Genomic DNA, 12,809 nt, shown 5'->3' with positions numbered 1-12,809 from the left:
AGACCTATGTCATTAAGTCAGGATATTCTTGCCGAGCTGGCGGAAATTAAACCCGGTTCCCCTCTGGCAGAGGCGCGCGCCACGCGGGACGCCGCCACGCGCCATGCGCAGGGCAGCTATGAAATCCTCTTTAGCCAGCAGGATGAAGATTTTGCACTCGACGAGCGTTTCGCCGTGGCGGCGAAAGTGGCCAGGTGGCACAACGCGGAGGCGATGGCCGCGCACTACGCAGGGTTTGGCCTGGCTGACCCGACTTCAGACCGCCTGACCCCGGCGCTGAACTTCGCGCGCCTGCTGACCTTCTCCCCCGTTGAAGCCACGCCGGCGGCGCTAAAGGCGCTGACCCACGCAGGATGGAGTAAGGAAGGCATTGTCACCCTGGCGCAGCTTATCGCGTTTGTCAGCTTCCAGAGTCGACTGATCGCCGGACTGCGTCTGCTTAACGACAGGCCCGTTGCCACAAGCGATGCACCGGTGGCCGCGGGTATCTGGCATACAACGTCAACCACGGTCACCGGGAAGGCGGCACCCGTCGCCTTCACCCAGCAGGAGCTGGGCTGGGAGCCATGGTTAGCCGCCAAACCGCTGGCGGAGTTCCGTGACGATGAGGTGGCGATCCTGACGAAATTTGGCCACACGGACTCCGACTATTTCCGCCTGCTGGGGCGCAACCTGCCGGTACTTGAACAGCGCACACTGACGGATAAAGGGATTTTTTATACGCCGGGAGGATTGCCGCGTGCCGAGCGTGAGCTGGCTGCAACGGTCGCCAGTAAAATCAACGGCTGCATCTACTGCGCATCTGTCCATGCGCGTAAAGCCAGCCAGCTGTCTAAGGATGACGGCGCGGTGGAAGCACTGCTGGCGGTACGTCCCGGGCAATCCCTCAGTGAGGGACAGTCTGCACGCTGGCAGGCGGAAATTAACTTCGCGGCGGCGCTGTCGGTTACACCGCCTGCCGCCACGCCGCTGCACCTTGCCGCCCTGGAAAATGAGGGGCTGGATACCTTAGCGCAGCTTGACCTGGTGCAGTCCGCGGCGTTCTTCGCCTGGGCCAACCGCCTGATGCTGACCCTCGGCGAGCCCTGGCTTGCCTGACCCGTTTCAGGCTAGCGCGCGAGCGTTAGCCTGAGCCTCTCTGGCCCGCAGATAACCGTAGATCAGCAGCGCACTCATGGCCGAAAACGAGAGGAACGCCGCAGGCAGCGTGACGTAGCGCCAGCTAAAGCCGAGGGTAATCATCATTCCGCCGAAGTATGCGCCAATCGCGCTGCCGAGATTAAACGCCATCTGCCCGCCCGCGGCCCCCAGCATCTCCCCGCCCTTCGCATTTTGCAGCAGCAGGATTTGCAGCGGCGCAGAGAGCGCGAACAGCCCGGCGCAGCAGATAAAGCCCATCACCAGCGAGGCCGTTTTCAGTTCGCCAAAGGCGAAAAGCAGCAGCAGCGAGGCGACAATCACCATGTCGGTGGTGGCCGCAATGCGCAGCGGACTAAAACGCCCCGAGAGCTTACCGCTCAGCAGATTGCCCAACACCATACCCAGGCCCATCAGCATCATGATGAGGGTCATCGCCCCTTCTTCGATGCCCGACACGTTGACCATAAACGGTTTAACGAAGCTGAACCAGGCAAACACGCCAGCGTTGCCAAACATCGTGGCGGCAAAAATCAGCCAGGGTTCGGGCTTCTTCAGAAACTGGAACTGCTCGGTCAATTTAATTTCTGATTTGTCATGGATATCCGGCACCCAGAGCAGCACCGAGAGGATCACCAGCGCATTGAACGCGGCAATCACGAAAAAGGTATAGCGCCAGCTGAACTGATGCCCAAGCCAGGTGCCCAGCGGAACGCCCATCAGGTTGGCCACCGTCATACCAGCAATCATCCCGGCCACCGCAACCGTCACCTTCCCCGGTGGCGCAATTTTCGAGAGGATAATTGCCCCGACGCCGAAAATCGCGCCGTGAGGGAATCCTGAAATTAAGCGTCCCGTCGCCAGCCAGAAATAGGTCGTTGAAAAGGTAAACAAGGTGTTTCCGACGGCGGACATCGCCACCAGAAACAGCAGCGTGGTTTTTAACGAGAATTTGCCGGAAAACAGCGCCACAATCGGCGCGCCGATGACGACGCCGAAGGCATAAAACGAAATCATATTTCCCGCGGAGGGAATGGAGATACCCGTGTCCTGCGCCAGTTCGGTCAGGACACCCATAATGCCAAATTCAGCCATGCCCAGGCCAAAGGTGCTCAGCGCTAATGAGAAAATTGTCTTTTTCATACCACAACCACGTGTGAAAAATTCGCAGCGGGCATTATTGAACAATCTTGTATGGTGAGCCAGTTCAAATCAGCTGGCTGACACGTTAATCCATTTATTCAGGTGGATTACACTTCATAGTGCGGCCTCGCTTTTTCTCGCGCCGGACAACCTGAGGATGACAATCATGGGAAGCAAAAAGAAAACCAGTGTCGCTGTTGATGTCGAAGTGAATACACCGCTTAAAAATAAAGAGTATGAAAAAGAGCTCCGCCGCCTGCACGTTGAACTGGTTAAGCTCCAGCAATGGGTCGTCGCCAAGGGATTAAAAGTGTGTATCGTTTTTGAAGGTCGCGACGGCGCCGGTAAAGGCGGCACCATTAAAGCCATCACCGAGCGCGTCAGTCCTCGCGTATTTCGTGTAGTTGCCCTCCCAGCCCCGACGGAAAAAGAAAAAAGCCAGCTCTACTTCCAGCGCTATGTGCCCCACCTGCCTTCGGCAGGCGAGATCGTGATTTTCGATCGCAGCTGGTACAACCGTGCGGGCGTGGAGCGGGTAATGGGATTCTGCACGGAGGAACAGGTTGAGAAATTTTTGGACGGCGCGCCGGTCATGGAAAAAGCAATGGTCGATGCCGGCATTATCCTGCTGAAATACTGGCTGGAGGTGACGCCGAAGGAGCAGGAGCGCCGCCTGCGCGACCGGATTAACGATGGTCGTAAGATCTGGAAGCTTTCGCCGATGGACATTAAGTCCTTTAACCTGTGGGACGAGTACACTCTCGCACGCGACGCCATGTTTGAAGCCACCGATACCGCCTGGGCGCCATGGTTTGTGGCACGTTCAGAAGATAAAAAACGCGTGCGCCTGAATATTATTTCGCACCTGCTTTCGCAGATCCCGTATAAAGAACTGCACGTTGAAAAGGTCGATTTACCGAAACGTAAAATTGGTAAAGTGAAGCCAACGAAATATCCGTTCCGGTATGTGGAAGAGCGGTTTTGATATAACTGGAAGACGTCTCGCAGAATATAGATTACCAGGGGAAACGGTATTGTTTTTTGTTGGCTGCGGTTGATAATGGCCGCACCAACAAAGGAGGTAAAAATGAAACATACCGCAGAAACAAAACAGGGTCAGAACATCTCATCGCGTAAGCCCTGTTGTCATGCTGAACAAAGCGCTACCAGACGACATCAGCTATCAGAAGAAGATGGTACATTTATACGGGCAATGAATGAGTTTGTTGAGAAACATGGAACGATTACTGATGATGATTTTTTCAGGGTGCTTTAATGCTGAAACAATTCAACGTTTATCGCAATACGTCTGCCGCAACCCGGGACAGGCTTCCTTACTATATGCTTATTCAGGATGATTGCTATGATGACCTTGCCACACGTGTAATCGTACCTCTTGCCAGAAATAACAGACTACCGTTATGGCAGAGCCAATTGGCTCCTGGCGTTAATATCGATTTTGAAACGCTACTGATTTATTCGCCAATGATAACGAATATTAATAATCAAAAAATTAATCCTGAAAATTTTGTGTGCAATTTACGTCACGCACGTCATGACGTTATAGCGGCAATCGATCGTTTACTCACTAACACATGACGTAAGGCCTGCAGGGTAGCGCAGCGCCGCCGGGCACAGCCGACGGCGCAGGTCTTACTTCAACCCTTCCGTACTTTCCTGTTTCGCTTCCAGCCGCTCCACATCACGATACCAGCGTGGGTGATGTTTCTGCGCCCAGCGACGACTCACCTTCCCTTCAATCATCCCTTTAATCGATCCTTTTACCCAGAACGCCATATACATATGGATCAGAATGGCATGAATCAGAATGATGGCTGACGTCGCGTGGATCAGCAGCGCGTAGCGCACCACCTGAATCGGGAAATACGGCGCGAAATAGGGCCGCCAGATCATTACCCCGGTCACCAGCAGCACAAAAATCATGCTCATGATGGTCCAGAACATCATTTTCTGCCCGGCATTGTATTTCCCCACTCTCGCGACGTGATGCTCGTTGCCCTTCAGGACTTCAACAATCCCTTTCACCCACGGAATGTCCTGCTTGTCCGGGATATTGTGATGAACAAAGCGCACGAACATAAACATCAGCACCACGAAAATCAGCACCCCGAAGAACGGGTGCAGAATCCGCCCCATCTGCGGGGTACCGAAGGTTTCGGTTAGCCACTGCAGCGTCGGGAAGAAGAACGAAATCCCCGACACCGCCACAAGGAAGAAGCAGATCACAACCGTCCAGTGACAGGCGCGGTCGATAAACTTCGTGCGCACAATCATTTTCGACTTACTCATGATGCTCCTCCTCGTCATCCACCTCTTTGTTTGGCCCGATACCGATATAGTGATAAATCAGCCCCGCAAAGGTGGCGATAAAGCCCGCCGCAGAGAGCGGTTTAAGCGCCCCTTTCCACAGGTTAATGGACGTATCGATAGCCGGATCCTTCGGCAGATTGTGGTAAAGCGCCGGCTGGTCGTTATGGTGCAGTACATACATCACGTGCGTACCGCCCACGCCCTGCGGGTTATAGATGCCCGCATTTTCATAGCCGCGTGCTTTCAGCTTATCCACCCGCGCCTGCGCCACATCCAGCATCTCTTTTTTGGTGCCAAAGTGAATGGCACCGGTAGGACACGTCTTCACGCAGGCAGGCTCCTGTCCGACGCTGACCCGATCCACGCACAGGGTACATTTGTATACCCGGTTATCCTCTTTATTGAGTCGCGGCACATTGAACGGACAGCCCGCAATGCAATAGCCGCAGCCGATGCAGTTGTCCTGCTGGAAGTCGACGATCCCGTTGGCGTACTGAATAATCGCCCCGGCGGACGGGCACGCCTTCAGGCAGCCCGGATCCTCACAGTGCATACAGCCGTCTTTACGGATCAGCCACTCCAGCCTGCCGTTCTGCTCGGTTTCGCTAAAGCGCATCACCGTCCAGGACTTAGCGCTCAGATCCGCCGGGTTGTCATAAACCCCAACGCAGTGTCCCACCTCGTCGCGGATATCGTTCCACTCCGAACAGGCCACCTGGCAGGCCTTACAGCCCACGCAGGAGGAGACATCGATCAGCTTGGCGACCTCTGCCTTGTAATCCCGCGCGCGAGGCGCAGGGGTTATCGGGTTAGTCGCGGAGCGTTTAATCACGTCTTGTGTTTCCATCGCCATTTACTCGCTCCTTATGCTTTCTCGATGTTGACCAGAAACGCCTTGTACTCCGGCGTTTGCGAGTTGGCATCGCCGACGTTCGGCGTCAGGGTATTGGCGATGTAGCCTTTCTGCGCCACCCCTTCAAAACCCCAGTGCAGCGGGATACCGACGGTTTCCACCTCTTGACCGTTCACGTTCAGCGTCTGCAGACGACGCGTCACCACCGCCACCGCGCGAATAAAGCCTCGCTTGCTGCTCACCTTCACCCGGTCGCCATTGGCGATCCCTTTCGCTTTCGCCAGCGTTTCGCTTATCTCCACAAACTGTTCCGGCTGTGCGATAGCGTTGAGCCGCGCATGCTTGGTCCAGGTGTGGAAATGCTCGGTCAGGCGATAGGTTGTCCCCACGTACGGGAATTTGTCCTTTTTGCCTAAGCGCAGCACATCGTCTTCGTAGATACGCGCCACCGGGTTTGAGATGACGTTCGGGTGCAGCGGGTTTGTGCCGAGCGGCGTTTCCATCGGCTCGTAGTGCTCCGGGAATGGACCTTCCGCCAGTTTGTCGAGGGCAAACAGGCGCCCCAACCCTTCCGGCTGCATGATAAATGGCCCGGTGTTGCTGCCCGGCGCGGCGGTGTTGTAGTCCGGGATATCATTCCCCGTCCACTTCGCCCCGTTCCACTCGATCAGCATGCGCTTCGGATCCCACGGCTTGCCGTTGATATCTGCGGACGCACGGTTGTACAGCACGCGACGGTTCAGCGGCCACGCCCAGGCCCAACCCAGCGTGTTCCCCAGCCCGGACGGGTCAGCGTTATCGCGGTTGGCCATCTGGTTACCTTGCTCCGTCCAGCTGCCGGCGTAGATCCAGCAGGAGGACGCCGTCGTCCCGTCGTCACGCAGCAGCGCGAAGCTGTTCAACAGCTGGCCTTTTTTCGCCACCAGGGTGCCGTTGGCGTCATAAAGATCCGCCAGCGCCACGCCGTTGTTCTCTTTCGCGACCTCTTCAGACTCCGGGCGATCCGGCTGTTTATAGCTCCAGCTCATCTTCAACAGCGGTTCAGCGCCTTTGCCGCCTTCGGTGCGGTACATTTCGCGCAGGCGATGGTAAATCCCGGCCAGGATCTCGCCGTCGTTACGTGCTTCCCCCGGCGCATCCTGACCTTTCCAGTGCCACTGCAGCCAGCGGCCGGAGTTGGCGATTGAGCCGTCCTCTTCCGCAAAACAGGTGGACGGCAGGCGGAACACTTCGGTCTGAATCGACGCCGGATCGACATCGTTCGCTTCCCCGTGGTTCTGCCAGAAGGTGGAGGTTTCTGTGACCAGCGGATCGATAACCACCATGTACTTCAGCTTGCTCAGGCTACGTACCACTTTGTTTTTGTCCGGGAACGAGGCCACCGGGTTAAAGCCCTGGCAGATGTACCCCGTGACGTCGCCTTTATCCATCATGTTGAAATACTTGATGACGTCGTAAGCCTGGTCCCACTTCGGTAACCACTCAAAACCCCAGTCGTTCTCTTTCTGCGCCGCATCGCCGTAGAAGGATTTCATCAGGCTGACGTAGAACTTCGGATAGTTGCTCCAGTAGTTCACCTGGTCCGGCAGCGTCGCTTTTGGCGTGTTCGCCGCCAGGTACGTTTGCAGATCCGCCTGCTTTTCAGAGGGCAGCGTCAGGTAGCCCGGCAGGCTGGTGGAGAGCAGGCCAAGGTCGGTCAGGCCCTGAATATTGGAGTGACCGCGCAGGGCATTCACGCCGCCGCCCGCCATGCCCATATTGCCGAGCAACAGCTGGATCATCGCCATGGTGCGGATGTTCTGCGCGCCAACGGTATGCTGCGTCCAGCCCAGCGCATACAGGAACGTCGTGGTTCTGTCTGCGGCACTGGTGGAGGCCAGCACGTCACACACTTTCAGGAAATCTGCTTTCGGCGTGCCGCAGATGTTCTCCACCACGTCCGGCGTGTAGCGTGACACGTGCTGTTTCAGCAGGTTCCATACGCAGCGCGGATGCGTCAGCGTTTCATCGCGCATCGCGTAGCCGTTTTCATCAAACTGATAGTTCCAGGAGGACTTATCGTACTGGCGTTTTTCGGCGTCATAGCCGCTAAACAGGCCGTCCTCAAAGGCAAAATCATCCCGCACCAGCAGGTTCGCGTTGGTGTAGTGCTTAACGTATTCCGCGTTAATTTTGTTGTTTTCTATCAGGTACCGCAGAACGCCAGAGAGGAACGTAATGTCCGTCCCGGAGCGAATCGGCGCATAGATATCCGCCACCGATGCCGTACGCGTAAAGCGCGGATCGACGACGATAAGCGTCGCATCGTTATTGTTTTTCGCTTCCATCGCCCAGCGGAAGCCCACCGGATGAGCCTCAGCGGCGTTTCCGCCCATCACCACCACGACGTTTGCGTTTTTGATATCAACCCAGTGGTTGGTCATCGCACCGCGACCAAATGTTGGAGCAAGACTTGCTACCGTTGGTCCGTGTCAGACGCGCGCCTGGTTGTCTACCGCCAGCATGCCGAGAGAGCGTACAAATTTTTGCGTCAGCATGCCGGTTTCATTACTTGCCGCAGAGGCACACAGCATGCCGGTCGAAAGCCAGCGGTTGACCGTCACGCCCTGCGCGTTCTTTTCAGTAAAGTTGGCGTCGCGGTCGGCTTTCATTAATCTGGCAATACGAGAGAAGGCCTCATCCCAGGAGATACGCTGCCATCTGTCTGAACCTGGCGCGCGGTATTCCGGGTAGCGCAGGCGGTTGTCGCTGTGAACGTAGTCCAGCAGCCCCGCCCCTTTCGGACACAGCGCCCCGCGGCTTACCGGATGGTCCGGGTCCCCTTCAATGTGGTAAATCGCTTCTCTGGCGTTCTTCGCGCCATCGCCCAGGCTATACATTAAAAGCCCACAACCTACGGAGCAGTATGTGCAGGTGTTACGGATCTCTTTTGCGCGCAGCAGCTTATAGTTGCGTGCCTGAGCCAGTGCCATTTTGGGAGCAAACCCCAGCATAGCGGCTGTTGTTCCGGCCATACCGCCCGCGCAGATTTTGAAAAATTGTCTGCGGCTGACGTCCATTGTTGTCCTCGTTATCTGATAAGACTTCGTGGCGCAAACTAACAGCAAAGCCCCTGATTTTTTTGAGTCAAATCAAGGTCGCCTGCCTTCACCCCCTTAATAGTCACTGCCGTTACGGTTAAATACCTCTTTTTGATTAACGGCTTAAGAGAATAATTCGCGACAGCGTCAGGATGAATGCGCTACATTTTCCCTTTGTTTTTTAGCAATGGCGAAGTCATGGACAGAAAGAGAGCAACGCTTATTGGGCTGGCGGCAATACTGTTATGGAGCACCATGGTCGGCCTTATTCGCAGCGTGAGCGAAGGGCTGGGGCCGGTAGGCGGTGCGGCGATGATATACACCCTCAGCGGATTACTGTGTCTGGTGACGGTAGGATTTCCTGATGTCAGACGGTTTTCGTCGCGGTACCTTATTGCGGGCAGCGTTCTGTTTGTCAGCTACGAAATATGTCTGGCGCTGTCGCTGGGTTATGCCGCCACGCGATCGCAGGCCATTGAGGTCGGCATGGTCAATTACCTCTGGCCAAGCCTGACCATTGTTTTCGCTATTTTGTTCAACGGACAAAAATCCACCCTGTGGGTGATCCCGGGGTTAGCCATCTCATTGCTGGGAGTCTGCTGGGTATTAGGCGGTGAACAGGGATTACACCTTGATGAAATAACCCGCAATATCATCTCCAGCCCGCTGAGCTATGCGCTGGCATTTGCCGGAGCATTTATCTGGGCGGCCTACTGCACCGTTACGCGTAAATTTGCGCAGGGGCAAAACGGTATCACGCTGTTTGTGTTGCTGACCGCACTGAGTCTGTGGATGAAATATGCTCTGAGTGAACAGCCCGATATGGTATTCACCCTTCCGGTGGTGGTGAAACTTGTGATGTGCGGGGTTGCCCTTGGTCTGGGTTATGCCGCCTGGAATATTGGCATTCTTCACGGGAACGTCACGATACTGGCGGCCATTTCCTATTTTACCCCGGTCCTTTCAGCCGCGCTTGCCGCCGCCGTGCTGAGTTCGCCCCTCTCATTCTCCTTTTGGCAAGGCGCGCTAATGGTCTGCGCCGGGTCATTACTCTGCTGGTACGCGACAAAACAATAATGTCGATTTTGCTGTCGGGTTATATTCAGCCCGACAACAAATTATTAACATAAATTTAATATCATCACGCCAGAATACTCTTCAGGACAGCCGAAGAGGTATTTATATTCTGTTTATATTATCGCCCTTTCGTAAATACACGTTGTCTGTTATTGACACAAATTGACACCGCTGCGTGATTAGTTCCATGCAAATACTCACCTTTTTAATAGCACGAAGTGCAATAGTATGTTTCTGTGTATTTCTGCTCACACCTCGAAAATGCCGTTGATTTAGGGCCAAAAAACAGGGTTAACAGGGTATTAAGGTAAGTTTTTGCAAGACAAAGAACGAATATACCGATAATTACCGCATATTATAAAACCACAACGAAACTATATTGCCCGCAATAAAATCCCCGGAAAATTGCGCAAATACCCACCAATTCATTCACTATCACGCTCATTAATCCGATCTCGATCACACTAACTGAAATTATTGCTAATAATTTGAAACTTATTATTGAAAGGCGACTACAAGATTTTTAAAAATAACATGCCATTGACGATCAGCCTCGTTTAGAAATCGTTCAAAGTGGCTCAGGAAATACTGAAGAAAATTATAAGGAATATTTAAGATGAAACTTAAATTAGTTGCAGTGGCAGTGACTTCCATGTTGGCAGCAGGCGTTGTAAACGCGGCTGAAGTTTATAACAAAGACGGTAACAAGCTGGATCTGTACGGTAAAGTGACAGGTCTGCACTATTTCTCTGACGATAGCGATAACGACGGCGACAAAACTTACGTTCGTCTGGGCTTCAAAGGCGAAACTCAGATCAACGATCAGCTGACCGGTTACGGCCAGTGGGAATATGAGTTCAAAGGCAACCGTTCTGAATCTCAGGGCTCTGACGGCAACAAAACCCGTCTGGCCTTCGCAGGTCTGAAATTCAACGAATTCGGTTCTTTCGACTACGGTCGTAACTACGGTGTTGCTTACGACATCGGCGCATGGACTGACGTTCTGCCAGAGTTCGGTGGCGATACCTGGACTCAGACTGATGGCTTTATGACTGGCCGTACGACTGGCGTTGCAACCTACCGTAACACCGACTTCTTCGGTCTGGTTGACGGTCTGAACGTTGCCGCTCAGTACCAGGGTAAAAACGACCGTAATGACATCACCGAAGCGAACGGTGACGGCTGGGGTCTGTCTTCTACCTATGAAATGGACGGCTTCGGTGTTGGCGCAACCTACGCGAAATCTGACCGTACTGACCGTCAGGTTGCTGCCGGTCGCGTTGCAAACACCGTTAACGCTGGCGGTGAAAACGCAGAAGTATGGGCTGCTGGCCTGAAATACGATGCGAACAACATCTACCTGGCAACCACCTACTCTGAAACCCGCAACATGACCAACTTCGGTGATGGTTATATCGCGAACAAAGCACAGAACTTTGAAGTTGTTGCTCAGTACCAGTTCGACTTCGGCCTGCGTCCATCCATCGCTTACCTGAAATCCAAAGGTAAAGACCTGGGTTCATACGGCGACCAGGATCTGGTTGAATACGTTGACGTTGGCGCGAGCTACTACTTCAACAAAAACATGTCTACCTATGTTGATTACAAAATCAACCTGGTTGACGACAACAGCTTCACCAAAGCAACTGGCGTAGCGACCGATAACATCGTCGCTGTAGGTCTGACCTACCAGTTCTAAGATATGCCACGCCAGAAAGCCAGCCCATGTGGCTGGCTTTTTTTATACGGATTTCTGGCGTCAAAAAGGAGTACGCCATGCACATTTTCAAAGGACGCTGCTTGTGCGGAATGAGTCAATTCAGCGTGAGCCTCAACAATTTCGACGTGGTCGCCTGCCACTGTACGCAATGCCAGAAGTGGTCCGGGGGGATCGCCATGTATGTGGAGGCGTCGGGCCAGCCGCTTGTCGAGCAGGACTCCATCGCCCCTTCTCATTTCAGTTCATCGGATCGTGGAGAGCGCGGGTTTTGCCCCGGCTGCGGCTGCCCACTGTGGTTCAAACTGACTTCAGCTTCGCGCTATTTCATTCCCTGGACACTGCTTGAGATGAGCGAAGATGAGCGACGTCGGCTGGTGCTGGCAGCAGAAATCTATACCGAAACCCAACCGGCGTTTTTTGGTCTGACCGGGCAATACGCGCGCTACACCGGCGCAGAAATTGAAGCGCTGGATAAACACTGCCTGCTTACGCTGTAACAGGATGAACACCGGCTTCCCGACGAAGCCAGTTTTGCAGCAGCTTACCGTCCTCGGTCATCTCTGAATCTGAACGCACGCAGAGGTAATAGTCGCGCCCGTCATCAATGGGTAAGTCAAGGATCTTCACCAGTTCACCGCTCTCAAGATACGGTGCAATCAGGGGTTCACGCATTAACGCGCAACCCAGCCCGGCCTGCACGCCCGCCAGCGTCAACAGCCCGTCCTCGAACAGAGGGCCGCTGCGCCGGAGAGGACGTTTTACCCCCTGCAACTGAAACCACTGCGGCCAGCTGGTTCGCTCCTCATCGTGCAGTAGTGGCATTTGCAGCAGCTGTTCAGGGGTGTCGATATGGCCGTGGATGCGCAAAAATGTGCGGCTGCACACCGGTACCATCTGTCCGGAAATCAGCTTTTCACTCTGATAACCCGCCCACTGACCGTTGCCAAAACGAATCGACATATCCGACGCATCGCTCAGATAGTTGCGATGGTTGGCATACACCACGTTAATTTCGGTTTGCGGATTGGCGCGCATAAAAGCGGGCAACCGCGGAATAAACCACCCCATACCAAAAAGCGGGATCAGGCTGATAGTGACCTGTCGCGTTTGCGCCTGCTCTGCCAGGTGCTCCGTCGCCTGACGCAACACGTTAAAGGCCGCCCGGATTGAACGGTAATATTCACGTCCGTGCTGACTTAACACCAGCCTGCGCCCCTGACGCTCCGTCAGCGGCATTTGCAGATACCCTTCGAGCACCCTGAGCTGATGGCTCACGGCTGACGGTGAGATCGCCAGCTCCTGCGCGGCCAGCGTGACGCTGCCCAGCCGGGCGATGGCTTCAAACGCGCGCACAGCCCGAAGCGGCGGGTCGTTCGCCAGACGACTTTCTGCATACGCCGGGAGAACGTCAAATTGTTCTGTTTTATTCATATGTTGATTTCTTTACGCTTTTCTGCCGAAAGCAGTG

General features: G+C 54.5%; 12 protein-coding genes. 7 read left to right on the top strand and 5 right to left on the bottom strand.

Features of this window, described 5'->3' with window-relative positions; genetic code table 11:
* Nucleotides 1-6: 6 nt before the first annotated feature.
* Nucleotides 7-1,098 (top strand): alkylhydroperoxidase domain protein, encoded by a 1,092-nt coding sequence (locus GM298_RS01205; protein WP_266153364.1) that lies wholly within the window; start codon nucleotides 7-9, stop codon nucleotides 1,096-1,098.
* Nucleotides 1,099-1,104: 6 nt separating this feature from the next.
* Here the strand turns inward: GM298_RS01205 and araJ are convergent, their stop codons facing one another.
* Nucleotides 1,105-2,280 (bottom strand): MFS transporter AraJ, encoded by a 1,176-nt coding sequence (gene araJ, locus GM298_RS01200; protein ID WP_266153363.1) that lies wholly within the window; start codon nucleotides 2,278-2,280, stop codon nucleotides 1,105-1,107.
* 166 nt (nucleotides 2,281-2,446) lie between these two features.
* Here araJ and ppk2 point away from each other — a divergent pair, with 166 nt between their 5' ends.
* From ppk2 to GM298_RS01185, 3 genes are all read left to right on the top strand, one after another.
* Nucleotides 2,447-3,265 carry a polyphosphate kinase 2 gene (gene ppk2, locus GM298_RS01195; protein WP_025758869.1) on the top strand — a complete coding sequence of 273 codons (819 nt, stop codon included), beginning with the start codon at nucleotides 2,447-2,449 and terminating at the stop codon, nucleotides 3,263-3,265.
* Between the two features lie 102 nt (nucleotides 3,266-3,367).
* Nucleotides 3,368-3,556 (top strand): hypothetical protein, encoded by a 189-nt coding sequence (locus tag GM298_RS01190; RefSeq protein WP_266153361.1) that lies wholly within the window; start codon nucleotides 3,368-3,370, stop codon nucleotides 3,554-3,556.
* Entirely contained in the window at nucleotides 3,556-3,879 is a 324-nt protein-coding gene (locus GM298_RS01185; protein ID WP_045286740.1) for a CcdB family protein, read from the top strand. Before GM298_RS01190 ends, GM298_RS01185 begins: the two co-directional genes overlap by 1 nt.
* 54 nt (nucleotides 3,880-3,933) lie before the next feature.
* On the opposite strand, the gene fdnI is transcribed toward GM298_RS01185, so the two are convergent.
* From fdnI to fdnG, 3 genes are read right to left on the bottom strand one after another with little or no spacing between them, the layout of a single operon-like run.
* Nucleotides 3,934-4,590 (bottom strand): formate dehydrogenase-N subunit gamma, encoded by a 657-nt coding sequence (fdnI, locus tag GM298_RS01180; protein WP_032672572.1) that lies wholly within the window; start codon nucleotides 4,588-4,590, stop codon nucleotides 3,934-3,936.
* Nucleotides 4,583-5,464 carry a formate dehydrogenase subunit beta gene (gene fdxH, locus GM298_RS01175; protein WP_025758872.1) on the bottom strand — a complete coding sequence of 294 codons (882 nt, stop codon included), beginning with the start codon at nucleotides 5,462-5,464 and terminating at the stop codon, nucleotides 4,583-4,585. Before fdxH ends, fdnI begins: the two co-directional genes overlap by 8 nt.
* A gap of 11 nt (nucleotides 5,465-5,475) precedes the next feature.
* Nucleotides 5,476-8,523 (bottom strand): formate dehydrogenase-N subunit alpha, encoded by a 3,048-nt coding sequence (gene fdnG, locus GM298_RS01170; protein ID WP_266153358.1) that lies wholly within the window; start codon nucleotides 8,521-8,523, stop codon nucleotides 5,476-5,478.
* A gap of 219 nt (nucleotides 8,524-8,742) precedes the next feature.
* Between fdnG and yddG the strand changes: the two genes are divergently transcribed.
* The 3 genes from yddG (at nucleotide 8,743) to GM298_RS01155 (ending at nucleotide 11,838) form a co-directional block, all read left to right on the top strand.
* Nucleotides 8,743-9,621, top strand: a complete 879-nt coding sequence (gene yddG, locus GM298_RS01165; protein WP_025758876.1) for an aromatic amino acid DMT transporter YddG — start codon at nucleotides 8,743-8,745, stop codon at nucleotides 9,619-9,621.
* Between the two features lie 616 nt (nucleotides 9,622-10,237).
* Nucleotides 10,238-11,320 carry a porin OmpC gene (ompC, locus tag GM298_RS01160; protein ID WP_025758877.1) on the top strand — a complete coding sequence of 361 codons (1,083 nt, stop codon included), beginning with the start codon at nucleotides 10,238-10,240 and terminating at the stop codon, nucleotides 11,318-11,320.
* Nucleotides 11,321-11,397: 77 nt separating this feature from the next.
* The gene (locus tag GM298_RS01155) at nucleotides 11,398-11,838 is read left to right on the top strand and encodes a GFA family protein (protein WP_025758878.1); all 441 of its coding nucleotides are present in this window, start codon (nucleotides 11,398-11,400) and stop codon (nucleotides 11,836-11,838) included.
* On the opposite strand, the gene GM298_RS01150 is transcribed toward GM298_RS01155, so the two are convergent.
* Complete coding sequence (locus GM298_RS01150) at nucleotides 11,828-12,772, bottom strand: LysR substrate-binding domain-containing protein (RefSeq protein ID WP_266153356.1); 945 nt, start codon at nucleotides 12,770-12,772, stop codon at nucleotides 11,828-11,830. The genes GM298_RS01155 and GM298_RS01150 overlap by 11 nt on opposite strands.
* Nucleotides 12,773-12,809: the final 37 nt, after the last annotated feature.

The organism is Enterobacter sp. HSTU-ASh6, assembly GCF_026319105.1.
Classification (GTDB): Bacteria; Pseudomonadota; Gammaproteobacteria; order Enterobacterales; family Enterobacteriaceae; genus Enterobacter; species Enterobacter sichuanensis.
The sequence above is the reverse complement of the archived record's forward strand: the minus strand, read 5'-3'. Positions and strand labels throughout refer to the sequence as shown.